15 protein-coding genes are annotated in these 15,190 nt (G+C 69.4%); 4 read left to right on the top strand and 11 right to left on the bottom strand.

The genetic code is table 11. The features are described from left to right. Positions 1–15: 15 nt before the first annotated feature. From whiA to uvrA, 6 genes are read right to left on the bottom strand one after another with little or no spacing between them, the layout of a single operon-like run. Positions 16–999 carry a DNA-binding protein WhiA gene (gene whiA, locus C3E78_RS08215; RefSeq protein ID WP_108577829.1) on the bottom strand — a complete coding sequence of 328 codons (984 nt, stop codon included), beginning with the start codon at positions 997–999 and terminating at the stop codon, positions 16–18. A 39-nt stretch (positions 1,000–1,038) separates the two neighbouring features. Next, entirely contained in the window at positions 1,039–2,016 is a 978-nt protein-coding gene (locus C3E78_RS08210) for a gluconeogenesis factor YvcK family protein (protein ID WP_108577828.1), read from the bottom strand. After that, on the bottom strand, positions 2,013–2,873 hold the full coding sequence (rapZ, locus tag C3E78_RS08205; protein ID WP_108577827.1) for an RNase adapter RapZ: 861 nt from the start codon (positions 2,871–2,873) through the stop codon (positions 2,013–2,015). Before rapZ ends, C3E78_RS08210 begins: the two co-directional genes overlap by 4 nt. Continuing rightward, positions 2,870–4,813 (bottom strand): excinuclease ABC subunit UvrC, encoded by a 1,944-nt coding sequence (gene uvrC / locus C3E78_RS08200; RefSeq protein WP_108577826.1) that lies wholly within the window; start codon positions 4,811–4,813, stop codon positions 2,870–2,872. Before uvrC ends, rapZ begins: the two co-directional genes overlap by 4 nt. Positions 4,814–4,842: 29 nt before the next feature. Continuing rightward, positions 4,843–5,793, bottom strand: coding sequence for a DUF808 domain-containing protein (locus tag C3E78_RS08195; protein ID WP_108577825.1), 951 nt, complete (start codon positions 5,791–5,793; stop codon positions 4,843–4,845). Positions 5,794–5,812: 19 nt separating this feature from the next. Beyond that, complete coding sequence (gene uvrA, locus C3E78_RS08190; RefSeq protein WP_108577824.1) at positions 5,813–8,671, bottom strand: excinuclease ABC subunit UvrA; 2,859 nt, start codon at positions 8,669–8,671, stop codon at positions 5,813–5,815. A gap of 141 nt (positions 8,672–8,812) precedes the next feature. Here uvrA and C3E78_RS08185 point away from each other — a divergent pair, with 141 nt between their 5' ends. Continuing rightward, positions 8,813–9,469, top strand: coding sequence for an MBL fold metallo-hydrolase (locus C3E78_RS08185; RefSeq protein WP_108577823.1), 657 nt, complete (start codon positions 8,813–8,815; stop codon positions 9,467–9,469). 431 nt (positions 9,470–9,900) lie between these two features. Here the strand turns inward: C3E78_RS08185 and C3E78_RS08175 are convergent, their stop codons facing one another. Beyond that, positions 9,901–10,353, bottom strand: a complete 453-nt coding sequence (locus C3E78_RS08175; protein ID WP_108577822.1) for a hypothetical protein — start codon at positions 10,351–10,353, stop codon at positions 9,901–9,903. Between the two features lie 324 nt (positions 10,354–10,677). On the opposite strand from C3E78_RS08175, the gene C3E78_RS08170 reads away from it, so the two are divergent. The 3 genes from C3E78_RS08170 to C3E78_RS08160 all read left to right on the top strand — a co-directional run bounded on the left by C3E78_RS08170 (position 10,678) and on the right by C3E78_RS08160 (position 12,075). Continuing rightward, a complete protein-coding gene (locus C3E78_RS08170) occupies positions 10,678–11,040 on the top strand; it encodes a YidH family protein (RefSeq protein WP_108577821.1) in 363 nt (120 codons plus the stop codon). Positions 11,041–11,050: 10 nt separating this feature from the next. Beyond that, positions 11,051–11,383 (top strand): DUF202 domain-containing protein, encoded by a 333-nt coding sequence (locus tag C3E78_RS08165; protein WP_108577820.1) that lies wholly within the window; start codon positions 11,051–11,053, stop codon positions 11,381–11,383. Between the two features lie 344 nt (positions 11,384–11,727). Further along, on the top strand, positions 11,728–12,075 hold the full coding sequence (locus C3E78_RS08160; RefSeq protein WP_108577819.1) for a hypothetical protein: 348 nt from the start codon (positions 11,728–11,730) through the stop codon (positions 12,073–12,075). Here C3E78_RS08160 and C3E78_RS08155 read toward each other — a convergent pair. The 4 genes from C3E78_RS08155 to C3E78_RS08140 are packed head-to-tail and all read right to left on the bottom strand — an operon-like array spanning position 12,038 to position 15,098. Then, on the bottom strand, positions 12,038–12,457 hold the full coding sequence (locus C3E78_RS08155) for an SRPBCC family protein (protein ID WP_108577818.1): 420 nt from the start codon (positions 12,455–12,457) through the stop codon (positions 12,038–12,040). The genes C3E78_RS08160 and C3E78_RS08155 overlap by 38 nt on opposite strands. A gap of 35 nt (positions 12,458–12,492) precedes the next feature. Beyond that, the gene (locus C3E78_RS08150) at positions 12,493–12,774 is read right to left on the bottom strand and encodes a hypothetical protein (RefSeq protein ID WP_108577817.1); all 282 of its coding nucleotides are present in this window, start codon (positions 12,772–12,774) and stop codon (positions 12,493–12,495) included. Between the two features lie 32 nt (positions 12,775–12,806). Next, entirely contained in the window at positions 12,807–13,796 is a 990-nt protein-coding gene (locus C3E78_RS08145) for a hypothetical protein (protein WP_108577816.1), read from the bottom strand. Positions 13,797–13,817: 21 nt separating this feature from the next. Next, the gene (locus C3E78_RS08140; protein ID WP_108577815.1) at positions 13,818–15,098 is read right to left on the bottom strand and encodes a cytochrome P450; all 1,281 of its coding nucleotides are present in this window, start codon (positions 15,096–15,098) and stop codon (positions 13,818–13,820) included. Positions 15,099–15,190 lie beyond the last annotated feature (92 nt).

The raw sequence follows: 15,190 nt of genomic DNA, 5'->3' as shown, positions 1-15,190 counted from the left end.
GCGGCGGCCGAGGCCTCAGTCGGCGGTCAGGCTCTCGTCACCGAGGCTCGACTCGGTGTCGGGGATGCCCAGCTCCTCGGCGCGCTTGTCCGCCATGGCCAGGAGGCGACGGATACGCCCTGCGATCGCGTCCTTGGTCAGGGCCGGCTCGTGCAGCTGGCCGAGCTCCTCGAGACTCGCCTGTCGGTGCTCCACGCGCAGCGTGCCGGCCATCTTGAGGTGGTCGGGCACGTCCTCGCCGAGGATCTCCAGGGCGCGCTGTGCACGGGCCCCGGCGGCGACGGCGGCACGGGCCGAGCGGCGCAGGTTGGCGTCGTCGAAGTTGGCCAGGCGGTTGGCGGTCGCGCGCACCTCGCGGCGCATGCGGCGCTCCTCCCAGGCGAGCAGGGACTCGTGGGCGCCGAGACGCGTCAGCAGCGCGCCGATCGCCTCGCCGTCGCGGATGACGACCCGGTCGATGCCGCGCACCTCACGGGCCTTCGCGCTGATGCCGACCCGACGGGCGGCGCCGACGAGCGCCAGCGCGGCCTCGGGGCTCGGGCAGCTCACCTCGAGCGCCGACGAGCGTCCCGGCTCGGTCAGCGAGCCGTGGGCCAGGAACGATCCGCGCCAGGCGGCCACGGCGTCGCAGGAGGAGCCGGACACGACCTGGGGCGGCAGACCGCGGATGGGGCGTCCGCTGCCGTCGATCAGCCCGGTCTGGCGAGCGAGCGCCTCGCCGTCCTTGGAGACGCGGACGATGTAGTGCGTGTCCTTGCGGATGCCGGCGTTCTGCACCACGAGGATCTCGCTGTCGTGACCGTAGATCTCGGCGATGTCCTTGCGCAGGCGCCTGGCGGCTGCGCCCGTGTCGACCTCGGCCTCGACGACGATGCGTCCCGAGACGATGTGGAGCCCACCGGAGAAACGGAGGATCGAGGAGACCTCGGCCTTGCGGCAGCACGACTTCGTGATGGAGGTGTTGGCCAGCTCAGCCTTCACCTGGGCCGTCATCGCCATGCAGCGGGTCCCCTTTGGGTCGTTGGGAAAATAGTTACTTTACGCCCGTCTCATCACGTGTCCGAATGCGGCTGCGAGACGTGCGGGGTCGTGCTGATCGGAGCCAGGGCTGACCGCGAGGTCCGAGACGAACAGCGTGGCGCCCATGGACCGTGCGGCTGCCTCCAGCGTGCCACGCGTGTCAACGAGGCTCGTGTCGGCGATGACGGCATCGAGGCGCAGCTCGGGCGCGTGGGCCGCCAGGACCTCGAGGTGGTCGGTCGGACTGAGGCCCTCCGTCTCACCGTGCTGCTCGGTCAGGTTGAGCACCAGCGCACGCCGCGCAGGGGTGGAGATGAGCGCGTCCCGCAGCTCCGGCACCAGCAGCGTCGGCATCACGCTGGTGAACCACGAGCCCGGCCCCACGACCACCCAGTCGGCGGCGTCGACGGCCGCGACCGCCTCGGGGCAGGCCGGCGGGTCCCCCGGGTCGAGCCGGACGGTCACGACCTGGCCGTCCACGCTCGCGACCTGCACCTGCCCGCGGACCACCGTCAGGTGGTCCGGCGCGGACGCCAGGCGCACGTCGGCCTCGATGTCGAGCGGCACCGAGGCCATCGGCAGCACCCGGCCCTGCGCGCCCAGGAGGTCACCGACCAGGTCGAGACCCGCGACGTGCTCGTGCTGGTCCCACAGGGCGGCGATGAGCAGGTTGCCGACCGCGTGGCCGTTGAGCGGGCCCGCACTGGCGAACCGGTGCTGCAGCACGCTGGCCCACGTCCGTCCCCACTCGTCGTCGCCACACAGCGCCGCCAGTGCCATGCGCAGGTCGCCCGGCGGGAGCCCGCCCAGCTCCTCGCGGAGGCGGCCGGACGAGCCGCCGTTGTCGGCCACCGTGACGACGCCCGTCAGCTCGGTCGTCAGCCGGCGCAGCGCCGAGAGGCTGGCCGCCAGTCCGTGTCCCCCGCCGAGGGAGACCACTTTCAGGTCGCCCTCGAAGCGCTCAGGGCGGGCGGGTCGCGGGGTCCGCGGGATCACTCGCGCCCCAGGTCACGGTGCACCACGAGCGTCCGGACGCCCTGGGACCTCAGCCGCTCGGCGAACGCCTCGGACATCGCGACGCTGCGGTGCCGCCCGCCGGTGCAGCCGATCGCGATGGTCAGGAAGTGCTTGTCCTCGCGCAGGTAGCCGTCGGTGAGCAGGGCCACCAGCCGTTCGTACTGGGTGAGGAACTCCTCGGCCCGGGGCTGGCGCAGGACGTACTCGCTGACCGGGAGGTCGAGACCACTGAGCGGACGGAGGTCGCCGATCCAGTACGGGTTGGGCAGGAAGCGCAGGTCGGCGACCATGTCGGCGTCGATCGGGATGCCGTACTTGAAGCCGAACGACACGACGGACGCCCGCAGGCCGCCGGAGTCCGCGTCCTCGAACGCGGCGTGGACCCGCTGGCCGAGCTGGTGGACGTTGAGGTTGGTCGTGTCGACCACGATGTCGGCGCGCCCCCGCAGCTGGCGCAGCAGCTCACGCTCGCGCTCGAAGCCGTCGAGCAGACGTCCCTCGCGGCTGAGCGGGTGCGGTCGCCGGGCGGCTTCCTGCCGGCGCACCAGCACCTCGTCGGAGGCCTCGAGGTAGAGGATGCGGGTGTCGACGCCGATCTCGCGCAGCGACTCCAGCGCCTCCATGAGCTCGCCGAAGAACAGCCGTGACCGGGCGTCCACGACGACCGCGAGCCGCGCGATGCCGGACTTCTGCACCGTGTCGACGGCCCCCTGCAACAGGGACGGCGGGAGGTTGTCGATGACGTAGTAGCCGAGCTTCTCGAGGACCTTGGCGGCGGAGCCGCGTCCGGCACCGGTCATGCCGGTGACCAGCACCAGCTGGCTGAGGGTGGTCAACTGTCCTCCAGGATCTCGCCGGTCGCCGTGTTGATCGCAGGTGCGCTCTCGCCGGTTGCGAGCGCCTCCACGATCGATTGTGCCGTAGCCGGGCCGATGCCCGGGACCGTGGCGATCTCCTCGGCCGTGGCCGCCCGCAGCTTCTTGACCGATCCGAACGTCTTGAGCAGCGCCTTGCGCCGGGTCGGGCCGAGACCCGCGACCGGGTCGAGGACGCTCTCGATCATCGACTTGCTGCGCCGTCCGCGGTGGTGCGTGATCGCGAACCGGTGCGCCTCGTCGCGCAGCCGCTGCAGGAGGTAGAGGCCCTCGCTGGTGCGCGGCAGGATGATCGGGTCCTCGTCCTCGGGCAGCCAGACCTCCTCCAGTCGCTTGGCCAGGCCGACGAGTGCGACGTCCGTGACGCCGAGCTCCTCCATCGCCTGGTGCGCGGCGGCGACCTGCGGCGGGCCGCCGTCGACCACGACCAGGGACGGCTTGTACGCGAAGCGGCGCGGCTTGCCGGTCTCGGGATCGATGCCCGGACCCTCGTCGTCGTTCTCGTCGCGGGCCCGGAGCAGCTGGGTGAAGCGCCGCGTGATGACCTCGTGCATCGCCGCGACGTCGCTCTGTCCCTCGTTGCGGATCGTGAAGCGGCGGTACTCGGACTTGCGCGGCAGGCCGTCCTCGAACACGACCATCGATGCCACGGTCTCGGTCGCGCCGAGGTTGGAGATGTCGTAGCACTCGATCCGCAGCGGTGCCGTCTCCAGGTCGAGCGCCTCCTGGATCTCCTCCAGCGCGAGGCTGCGCGCGGTCAGGTCGGACGTGCGCTTCATCTTGTGCCGCATCAACGACTGCTTGGCGTTCTGCGTGACGGTCTCCATGAGGGCGCGCTTGTCGCCGCGCTGCGGCACGCGGATGCGCACCGGGCCCTCGCGACGCTCGCTGAGCAGCTCGGTGATCGTCGCCGTGTCCAGGGGCATCACCGGCACGAGCACCTCGCGCGGGATCGCGGACGGCGCGGAGTCCTGGTAGAGCGTCATGAGCGCGCGCTGCACCAGCTCGGGGAACTCGGCCTCGTCGGCCTTCTCCGCGACCCAACCGCGCTGACCGCGGATGCGGCCCCCGCGGACCGAGAAGATCTGCACGGCGACCTCGAGCGGGTCCTCGACGAAGCCGAGCACGTCGGCGTCGGTGCCGTCGCCCAGGACCACGGTCTGCTTCTCCAGCACCCGTCGCAGGGCGCCGAGGTCGTCGCGCAGCTTGGCGGCGAGCTCGTACTCCTCGCGGGCCGACGCCTCGAGCATCTTGGTCTCGATGCGCTTGGTGAAGCCGGCGGTCTGCCCGCCCATGAACGCCAGGAAGTCGTTGACGATCTCCCGGTGCTCCTCCGGACTCACCCGTCCGACGCACGGGGCCGCGCACTTGCCGATGTCACCGAGCAGGCAGGGCCGGCCGATGGCCTTGGCCCGGCGGAACACGCCGGCCGAGCACGACCGCATCGGGAACACCCGCAGCAGGGTGTCGACCGTGTCGCGGATCGCCCACGCGTGACCGTAGGGGCCGAAGTAGCGCACCCCCTTGCGCTGCGCACCCCGCATGACGGTGACCCGGGGGAACTCCTCGCCGACGGTCACGGCCAGCCACGGGTAGGACTTGTCGTCGCGGTACTTGACGTTGAACCGCGGGTCGAACTCCTTGATCCAGGAGTACTCCAGCGCGAGCGCCTCGACCTCGGTGCTGACGACCGTCCACTCGACCGACGACGCCGTCATCACCATCTGCTGCGTGCGGGGGTGCAGGTTGGAGATGTCCTGGAAGTACGAGCTCAGCCGGGGCCGGAGCGACTTGGCCTTGCCGACGTAGATGACCCTGCGCTCGGCGTCCCGGAAGCGGTAGACCCCGGGTTCGGTGGGGATCTCCCCCGGCGCCGGACGATAGCTTGCTGGATCTGCCACGCCCCAAGCCTACGGCCCGGTGGTGACAGTCAGGCGTGGTCGGTCGCGTGCTTTCCCGGACGCGGAACGACGTGCCAGATCGCGACGACGATCGCGCCCCAGACGAGGCCGATCAGGGCGGACGCGACGGTGTTGGTGAGCCAGCCGGCGACCGCGCCGATCGAGCCGAGCGCGTGGTGCACGTCCTCCTCGAGGTGGTGCACGAAGTCGTACGGCGGGTGGAAGCCCAGGTCGTCGACGCCGACGAGGATGATGTGTCCGCCGACCCAGATCATCGCGGCGATGCCGACGGTGGAGATGATCGCCAGCAGCACCGGCATGAACTTCACCAGTCCGTGGCCGATCTTCTGCACGGCCTTCGCGGACCGCTGGGTCAGGTGGAGGCCGACGTCGTCCATCTTGACGATCAGGGCGACGACGCCGTAGACGAGCAGGGTGATCGCGATCGCGACCACGACCAGGATGATCGCGCGGGCGAGGAACGGCTCGTCGGTGACCTCGTTGAGGGCGATGACCATGATCTCGCCGGACAGGATGAAGTCCGTGCGGATCGCGCCGGACACCATCGTGGCCTCGTGCTCGGCGTCCAGCTGGGCGACCGGCTCCTCGGTCTTCTCGTGGTGGCCGCTGACCCGCTCCCAGATCTTCTCGGCGCCCTCGAAGCACAGGTACGTGCCGCCCACCATCAGCAGGGGCGTCAGCAGCCACGGCAGGAACTGGCTCAGCAGCAGCGCCGCGGGCAGGATGAACAGCAGCTTGTTGCGCAGCGACCCGACCGCGATCTTCTTGATGATCGGCAGCTCGCGCTTGGCCGCGACCCCCTGGACGTACTGCGGGGTGACCGCGGTGTCGTCGACGACGACACCGGCGGCCTTGACGCTGGCGCGTCCGGCGGCAGCGCCGACGTCGTCCACCGACGCCGCCGCGATCCGTGCGATCGCAGCAACGTCGTCGAGCAGTGCAAAGAGTCCGCCGGCCATGGACCCAATCTACCGGGAGTCAGGCAAGCAGGGGCTTCAGGAACCGCCCGGTGTGGCTCTCGGCACTCTTCGCGACGTCCTCGGGCGTGCCCTCGGCGATCAGCAGACCGCCGCCGCTTCCACCCTCGGGACCCATGTCGACCACCCAGTCGGCGGTCTTGATGACGTCGAGGTTGTGCTCGATGACGATGACCGAGTTGCCCGTGTCGACGATGCGCTGCAGGACGCCCAGCAGCTTGCTGATGTCCTCGAAGTGCAGGCCCGTGGTCGGCTCGTCCAGCACGTAGACCGTCCGACCGGTGGACCGCTTCTGCAGCTCGGCCGACAGCTTCACGCGCTGCGACTCACCACCGGACAGCGTCGTGGCCGGCTGGCCCAGGCGCACGTACCCGAGCCCGACCTCGACCAGGGTGCGCAGGTGCCGCGCGATGACCGGGATCGCCTCGAAGAACTCGACGGCCTCCTCGATCGGCATGTCGAGCACGTCCGCGATCGACTTGCCCTTGTAGAGCACCTCGAGCGTCTCGCGGTTGTAGCGAGCGCCGTGGCAGACCTCGCACGGGACGTAGACGTCCGGCAGGAAGTTCATCTCGATCTTGATCGTGCCGTCGCCGGAGCACGCCTCGCAGCGCCCGCCCTTGACGTTGAACGAGAACCGTCCCTGCTGGTAGCCGCGCATCTTGGCCTCGGGCGTCTGCGCGAACAGCTTGCGGACGTGGTCGAAGACGCCGGTGTAGGTCGCCGGGTTGGACCGCGGGGTGCGACCGATCGGCGACTGGTCGACGTGGATCACCTTGTCGACCTGGTCGAGCCCGGTGATCGTGCGGTGACGCCCCGGGATGGTCCGCGCGCCGTAGATCGAGCGGGCCAGCTGGGTGTAGAGGATGTCGTTGACCAGGCTGGACTTGCCCGAGCCGGAGACGCCCGTGACGGCGACGAACATGCCGAGCGGGAACGCCACGTCGATGTCGCGCAGGTTGTTCTCCTTGGCGCCCTTCACGACGAGCTCGCGGCCGGGGGTGCGCTCGCGGCGCTTCTCCGGCAGCGGGATGACCTTGCGGCCCGAGAGGTACTGGCCGGTCAGGGAGTCCTTGCTCTCGTACAGCTCCTTGACCGGGCCGGAGACGATGACCTGTCCCCCGTGCTCGCCGGCACCCGGGCCGATGTCGACGGCCCAGTCGGCCGCACGGATCGTGTCCTCGTCGTGCTCGACCACGATCAGCGTGTTGCCCAGGTCGCGCAGCCGGATGAGGGTCTCGATCAGGCGCTGGTTGTCGCGCTGGTGCAGGCCGATCGACGGCTCGTCCAGGACGTACAGGACGCCGACGAGACCCGCGCCGATCTGGGTGGCCAGGCGGATGCGCTGGGCCTCACCGCCGGACAGCGAGCCGGCGGCCCGGTCCAGGGCGAGGTAGTCGAGGCCGACGTCGAGCAGGAAGCGCAGGCGCTCGTTGATCTCCTTGAGGACGCGCTCGCCGATCTGCCGCTCCCGGTCGCTCATCTCGAGCGTCGCGAGGTAGTCGGCGGCCTCGGCGATGGACAGTGCGCAGACCTCGGCGATGTTCTTGGCGCCGTACTTCTCCGAGTTCAGGGTCACCGCCAGGATGACCGGCTTGAGCCGGGTGCCCTTGCAGACCCGGCACGGGACCTCGCGCATGAAGCCCTCGAGGCGCTCCTTGCTGGTCTCGGACTCGGTCTCGGCGTGCCGGCGCTCGAGGTACTCGATCGCGCCCTCGAACTCGGTGTAGTACGAGCGCACCCGTCCGTAACGGTTCTTGTAGCGGACGTGGACCTGCGTCGGGTGCCCGTGCAGGATCGCGTCCTGCACCTCGGCGGACAGGTCGCCCCAGGGGGTGTCGGCGGAGAAGCCCAGCTCGTCGGCGAGCGCGCCGATGAGCCGGGAGAAGTAGTCCGCGACCTGGGCGGAGGCCCACGGCACGACGGCACCCTCGTTGAGCGACTTCGCGTCGTCGGGGACGACCAGCTCGGGGTCGACCTCCATGCGGGTGCCGATGCCGTGGCACTCGGGGCACGCGCCGAACGGGGCGTTGAACGAGAACGAGCGGGGCTCGAGCTCGTCGACCTCGAGCGGGTGGTCGTTGGGGCACGCGAGCTTCTCGGAGAAGCGACGGGTGCGGTTCTCGTCCTTCGGGTCGAGGTCGACGTAGTCGATGATCACGAGACCGTCGGCCAGCTCGAGCGCGGTCTCGATGGACTCGGTCAGCCGCTGCTGCTGGGACTTCTTGACCTGCAGGCGGTCGACCACGACGTCGATCGTGTGCTTCTTCTGCTTGGTGAGCTTCGGCGGCTCGTCCGCCAGCATGTGCACCTCGCCGTCGACGATCGTGCGGCTGTAGCCCTGCGACTGCAGCTGACGGAACAGCTCGAGGTACTCGCCCTTGCGGCCACGGATGACCGGCGCGAGCACCTGGAACCGGGTGCCCTCCTCGCCGGCGAGGATGCGGTCGACGATCTGCTGCGGCGTCTGCCGGGCGATCGGCTCACCGCACTGGGGGCAGTGCGCCCGGCCCGCGCGGGCGTAGAGCAGACGGAGGTAGTCGTAGACCTCGGTGATGGTGCCGACGGTCGAGCGCGGGTTGCGGCTCGTGGACTTCTGGTCGATCGAGACGGCCGGGGACAGGCCCTCGATGAAGTCGACGTCGGGCTTGTCCATCTGGCCGAGGAACTGTCGGGCGTACGCCGACAGGGACTCGACGTAGCGCCGCTGGCCCTCGGCGAAGATCGTGTCGAAGGCCAGGGACGACTTGCCGGAGCCCGAGAGCCCCGTGAAGACGATGAGGGAGTCGCGCGGGAGGTCGAGCGAGACGTCCTTGAGGTTGTGCTCTCGTGCGCCGCGGATGACGAGGCGATCGGTCACTGGTTCCCCTGTAGAGGTCGTGGTTGCGGGCAGAATTCTGCCCTTGTCATCGTAACGACGGGGTCCGACAGTTTCCTTCCGAGGACCGGGGTCGCACTGGTCACACCCCTGGCGGGGCGGACGATCTGGCAGGCTGGCCCCATGACGTACACCGGAGAAGTCGAGGTCGGCGGTCCCGCCGACGTGCAGGTCGCGGGAGACCTGATGATCACCAAGATCGCGGTCGGCGAGATGAACAACAACGCCTACCTGCTGCGCTGCAACCTGACCGGCGAGCAGGTCCTCATCGACGCTGCGGCCGAGTACGAGCGCCTGCTCGAGCTCATCGGCGCGGACGGACTGGCCCGGGTCGTCACCACCCACCGGCACGGCGACCACTGGCAGGCCCTGGCCACGATCGTCGAGCGCACCGGCGCCGAGACCGTCGCCGGCGAGCGCGACGCCGACGAGCTCCCCGTGCCCGTCGACGTCCGCGTCCAGACGGGCGCGCGCGTCCGGGTCGGCTCCTGCGAGCTCGAGGTCATCGAGGTCGCCGGCCACACCCCCGGCTCGATCGTCCTGGCGTACGACGACCCGGACGGCATCGTGCACCTGTTCACCGGTGACTCCCTCTTCCCGGGCGGGGTCGGCAAGACCTGGGCGCCCGAGGACTTCACGACGCTGATCGACGAGGTCGAGACCAAGATCTTCGGCGCCTACCCCGACGACACCCACGTCTACCCCGGCCACGGCCACGATCTCATACGCCTTGGAGACGAGAGGCCAAATCTCGCGGCGTGGCGCGCTCGCGGCTGGTAAGCCTCAAGCGCCGCGTGGCATCAGGTTCCAGAACGCCCACCACGCGGCGTACAGCGCGAATGCTAAGCCCGCCATCACCAGCAGTACGAGCAAGGCGAACGCCAGCGCAGTCCCCCGCCACCACCGAGCCTTCATGACAGCATCATCGTTCGCGGCTCACACGGGGGTAAGAGACGTCCACCCCGGCCACGGCCACGACACCACCCTCGGCGCCGAGCGCCCGCACCTGCAGGAGTGGCGCGAGCGCGGCTGGTAGCCGTCGTTCAACGCCAATCGACGACGTGAGGAGTTGAGCAGGGTGGTCTTGCCGTCGGCGGTTGAGGTTATCCCGCTGCTATCGCCGATGGCTCAGAACACAGTCTTCTGACGAAGAGTTCGTTCTGGCGGCAGTCAGCGAACGGACGTGACGGACACGACGACCGCCTGCCGAGTCAGCGTAGAGACTCCATGGTGAACGCAAGCGAGGAGAAGTGCGGTTCTCGACCAAAGTCCTGGCACCGGTACGTTGCTACACCGCCATCGTGATCGACGACCATCCCGGAATAGTCGACCAGCGATTCTGACCCTCTGCCCTCGCCCTCATCCCAGATGTTGTAGAAGCGCAGAAGCCCATCGGTCTCCAACACGTCTATCTGAAACTCCGCCGGAGCGGTATCGGTCCACAAAGTCATCTGAGGCGAAGTCAGACCTGTGTCTGGGAATTCCAGCAAACCCTCAGTGCCAAACCAAATACCTTGTCTTCGCTTGTCGCTCCACGAGATGAAAGTGATTTTGAACTGCGCACCAGGCGAGACCTCCAGGCCCTCGATGAGGACGACTTCACGCCCCGCCAGACCCGACATCAGGCGGCTGGTGGTTCTGCCAGGTATCCGCATTCTGCCCATTCTTCACTCTCCTTGTGGCCGAGGTCCGTTGTAGTGGCGGTTCGGGTCAACATCCGCATGTTGCCATGGCCACAGGGGCCGCAGATTCTCAGGCGCACGCCCACCTCGCCGAGTGGCGCGCCCGCGGCTGGTGACCCGCCGCTGCCCCGGGGGCGGACCGACGATGAGGGTTAGGGGCTGCTGGGGCTACCGGAAATCCTCATCTTCCCCGCCGGGGCGGACGGAAGATGAGGGTTAGGGGCTGCTGGGGCTGCCGGAAACCCTCATCGCCGGCCGGGCCATTCGCCCCGGGCCTGACGCTGCCGCCTGGGTGACACTGGACGGATGCGTGAGAGAAGGCACCGCCGACCTCACTGGGTCTACGGCCAGGGCGACGACCCCGACTACAGCTCCAGCCTGGCCAACGAGCGCACCTTCCTGACCTGGGTCCGCACCGCGCTCGCCCTCCTCGCCGCCGGGGTCGCGCTCGACGTGGTCGACCTGTCGATCTCGTCGCAGCAGCAGAAGGCCATCGCGATGACCCTGCTGATCCTCGCGGTCGTCACCGCGCTGGTCTCCTGGGTCCGGTGGGGACTCGTCGAACGCTCGATGCGTCGCCGCGAGCCGATGCCACCGATCGGTTTCGGGGCGCTGCTCGTGCTGGCCCTCGTCGGCATCTCCGCCATCTTGATCATCGCGTGGCTGTGAGGACGAGGCCATGAGCATGCCGCGACCCGCCGACGGCCGGTCCGATGCCCCGGTGCCGAGCGACGAGCGGACGACACTCGCGTGGGAGCGCACCGCGCTGGCCCTGTTCGCGGTCGTGGCCGCGACGGCCAAGCACACCTGGTCCGTGCTCGGACCCGCCGCACTCCTGCCGCTGATCCCCCTGGGGCTGCTCTCGGTCTGGGTGGTGATCGAAGGCTGGCGCCGCTACGACGACGACCGCTACTACCGCGTGTACCGCGCGATCGGCGGCCCTACCTTCGTCCTGGCCCTCACGACCGCGCTGGCAGCGGTGCTCGAGGCGATCCACCTGTTCGCCGCCTGAGGGTCGACCTCGACCCCGATGACATCACCTTCTGACGCTGTGAGGACACGCGGATCCCCCCCAGGCGAACACTTCAGTCAGAAGAATCGCGCGCCACCCGCAGTGAGTATCTCACCAGGAACGCCGCTCCGACTGCTCCCACCAGACTGACAACGGTGATGATGCGCTCTCCGTCCGCGGCGCTCACAATGGCGAGGACCAGGAGGCCCACACAGAAGAATCCGCCCGTCACTGTTTGTGTGCGCAGAACAGCCTGGTTGACTCGGCTTCGCCCAGAGGTCATCAGTTGAGCTTATCGGGAACGGCCCGACAGGGACCGCACCGCGCTGGCCCTGTTCGCGGTCGTGGCCGCGACGGCTAAGCACACCTGGTCCGTGCTCGGACCCGCCGCACTCCTGCCGCTGATCCCCCTGGGGCTGCTCTCGGTCTGGGTGGTGATCGAAGGCTGGCGCCGCTACGACGACGACCAGTACTACCGCGTGTACCGCGCGATCGGCGGCCCTACCTTCGTCCTGGCCCTCACGACCGCGCTGGCAGCGGTGCTCGAGGCGATCCACCTGTTCGCCGCGCGAGGGGTCCCGCCCAGATTTGCGGAGCCCTGCACGGTTCTGACGGCCCCATTCGGTGCAGACGTCCGCACATCGGGGTGGGGGGTCATCCTGCTGCTGAAGCGGCTTCCAGCACGGTCCTGAGCGTCTCCAGGTCGGCGGCGACGGCGGCCGCGTCGGCCTCGAACGCCGCATCGTCTACGCCGGGCAGCCGGAACAGGCTGAAGACGACGTCGCAGCCGTCGCCGTTCGGCACGACCCGCAGCGGGTTGTGGACGCGGGTGCCGTCCGGCAGCGTGACGGTGTGGTCGAGCACGCCGAACGAGTTGTCCGGGGCGAGCTCGACGGTGATGCGTCCGAGGTCGGACTCCGCGACCCACTCGCCCTCGACCAGCGAGATCGTCGTGCTGAGCCCGGCCGCCCAGGCGGGCAGGTTCCGCGGGTCGGAGGCGTACGCGTAGACGCTGGCCGCGTCGCGGGCGATCGTCCTCGCGATGTGCCGGGACTCGTACGTGCTGAGGGTCATGACCTCACCGTAGGACGTACGCCCGACAGCCGCGGTCACTCCCGGGGCTTGAGCTTGCTGGCCGGCAGCCAGGCGATCTGCGAGGCGTCACTGTGCCGCTGCGTCTTGCCCGGGATGATGTAGACGACCTGCGCCTCGTAGCCGTCCGACGAACGACGCCAGCCGAGCACGAGGCCCGGGTACTCCTGCGCGATCTGCGTCGTGAGGTTCGAGAGGTTGACCCACACGTGATAGACCGGCGGCGGCTGCGGCACCGGGACCGCGTACGGGTCGCCGGCCGCGAGCGGCCTGCCGTTCCTCGTCCCGTTCGGATTCACTCCCCCAGAGTACGCCGAGTCGAACAGGTGTTCTAGTGGGGGCTCATCTCGTGCGGCAGGGAGACGTACACCGCGTTGACGGCGACGGCCTGCTCGAGCTCGGCGGACAGGCCGGCGAAGAACTGGGAGCGGTACGTCTCGTCGGTCACGGCATACACGGTGAAGTACAGGCCGGAGAACGCCGCGAGGAACACCGCCACCTGGAACAGCTCGTTCGTGAGCGGGATGTGCTGGCCGAGGGACGACGGCAGCGTGGTCACGCCCTCCCCCGTCCATGCCTCCACGGTCCCGTCGGGGATCGTCAGCGACCCGAACACCACGAAGAACGCGAACAGGCCGAGGGTCAGCAGCAGCACCTGGATGGCCTGGTTGAACAGCAGCACCAGCACGAGGTTGGCCCGGGCGAAGCGCGGCAGGTCCGCAGGCTCCGTGGTGACCGATCGGGCGGCGTCCTCGGCGGGCGTGCCCACGCAGCGCTCGGCGACCCGTGGGCCGACGACGTCGCGTTCGACCTGACGCACCTCCTCGGGCAGCCGGGCGAGCAGGAACACGACCGCGATGGCCGCGAAGAACAGGACCGCCAGCCACAGGACGTGCCGCGACATCAGGGCCGCGACCTGCCACACCTCGGCGTTGATGAACAGGAACGTCACGGCCAGCAGCAGGAGCGGCAGCGCCCGCGTCAGCAGGGGGAACATCAGGCCGAGAGAGCCGAAGGTCCGGCGTGCCGCCCACCGCAGCATCGTCCCCATGCGGAGCAGCCGCCCGGCGAACAGGCCGAGCAGCGCGAGGAACACCACCACGCCGACAAACGTCCCGACCGAGCCCTGTTCGGCCCACACCGCGCCCACCGCGACGCCGGCGGCGATCGACACGGCGATGATCAGCACGAGGGCCGCCACGATGCGCTTGCTCGACAGCCAGCCCTCGACGGTGTCTGCGTGATCCCCGGTGAAGTACGGCAGGCCGTGGTCGTCGAACCACGCCTCGATACGGGCACGCGTGTCGGCGGGCGCGGTCATGGCGACACCCTAGGGGAAAACCTAGAAGTTGACCTTGAGCTCGTCGACGCCGTAGACGAACGAGAGCTGGCGGAAGCTGAGCTCGTGCTGCGGCGTCGCGAGCGAGAGCTCCGGGAACCGCTGGAACAGCTTCGGCAGCGCGATCCGCAGCTCCATGCGAGCCAGCTCGGCACCGATGCAGCGGTGGATGCCGTGGCCGAACGCGAGGTGGCCGCTGGACGGCGCACGGAACGGGTCGAACCCGTCGGGGTCCTCCCCCGCCGATCCCGGGTCGCGGTTGGCGCCGGCCAGCGAGGTCAGGATGACGTCGCCGGCCTTGACGTGGGTGCCGAACAGCTCCATGTCCCGCTTGGCGAACCGCGGGAACGCGACCTGCACGACCGAGAGGTAGCGCAGCAGCTCCTCGACGATGCGGTCCACGTCGGCCGGATCGCCCCGGCGCATCAGCTCGGCGTGCTCCGGGTCGCGCAGCAGGACGATCGTGCCGAGCGCGATCATGCCGGCCGTGGTCTCGAAGCCGCCGGTGAAGACGCCGTCGGCGAGCCCCGCGAGGTCGAAGTCGGAGATCGTGTCGCCCTCGTCGCGGATGATCTGGCCCAGCAGGCCGGGTCCGGGAGACTTGCGCTGGCGGGCCACCGCCTCGAACAGGAACTTGCGCTGGTCGGAGACCGCGCCGAACGCCGCCGCACCGCCGTTGGTCGCGTCGAACCGGTCGCTGCCGAGCTTCGCGAACGCCTGGCTGTCGGCGTAGTCCAGGCCGAGCAGCGCACAGATCGTCTGGAACGGGATCGGGAACGCGACGGCCTTGCAGAGGTCGGCGCCGGGCCCCTCGGCCTCCAGCGCGTCGAGCTGGGCGTCCACGAACTCGGTGATCATCGGCTCGAGCCGGGCCAGGCGACGCATCGTGAACTCGGGCGTCACGATCTTGCGCAGCCGGGTGTGCAGCGGCGGGTCGGTGAAGCCGAGGCCGCCGATGTCGTCCGCGGTCGCCGGCCCGTCGCCGTGGAACAGGTGACGGATGTCGTTGCTGTAGCTGTCGCGGTCGGTCAGGACCGTGCGCGCCTCGTCGTAGCCGGTCACGAGGTACGCCGTGAACGTGAAGGGGAGCTCGAGCTTGCGCATCGGCTCCGTCGCGCGCCACTCGGCGAGCTGCGGCAACGGATCCATCACGTCCCGTTGCAGCGGAACCTTCGTCAGCTCGGGGATGAACGACAAGGCACTGAGGTCGATCCCGTTCTTCTGGATGCGCTTGACCAGCATGCGGCCGACCCAGCGACGGACTCTCCCCTTGACATCAACCACGCACACGAAACTACACGGCTGCCTTGCGCCGGCAGGTCAGCCGGTACAGGGTGAGACGAAAGCGTCGCCCTCAGGCACGCGTTGATCAGGGG

Origin of the sequence: Aeromicrobium chenweiae (assembly GCF_003065605.1) — a bacterium.
In the GTDB taxonomy this organism is placed as follows: Bacteria; Actinomycetota; Actinomycetes; order Propionibacteriales; family Nocardioidaceae; genus Aeromicrobium; species Aeromicrobium chenweiae.
The sequence above is the reverse complement of the archived record's forward strand: the minus strand, read 5'-3'. Positions and strand labels throughout refer to the sequence as shown.

Coding starts and splice junctions, on each gene's coding strand:
- whiA (WP_108577829.1), bottom strand. CDS start 999: ATGGCGATGACGGCCCAGGTGAAGGCTGAGCTGGCCAACACCTCCATC.
- C3E78_RS08195 (WP_108577825.1), bottom strand. CDS start 5,793: ATGGCCGGCGGACTCTTTGCACTGCTCGACGACGTTGCTGCGATCGCA.
- C3E78_RS08185 (WP_108577823.1), top strand. CDS start 8,813: ATGACGTACACCGGAGAAGTCGAGGTCGGCGGTCCCGCCGACGTGCAG.
- C3E78_RS08175 (WP_108577822.1), bottom strand. CDS start 10,353: ATGGGCAGAATGCGGATACCTGGCAGAACCACCAGCCGCCTGATGTCG.
- C3E78_RS08170 (WP_108577821.1), top strand. CDS start 10,678: ATGCGTGAGAGAAGGCACCGCCGACCTCACTGGGTCTACGGCCAGGGC.
- C3E78_RS08165 (WP_108577820.1), top strand. CDS start 11,051: ATGAGCATGCCGCGACCCGCCGACGGCCGGTCCGATGCCCCGGTGCCG.
- C3E78_RS08155 (WP_108577818.1), bottom strand. CDS start 12,457: ATGACCCTCAGCACGTACGAGTCCCGGCACATCGCGAGGACGATCGCC.
- C3E78_RS08145 (WP_108577816.1), bottom strand. CDS start 13,796: ATGACCGCGCCCGCCGACACGCGTGCCCGTATCGAGGCGTGGTTCGAC.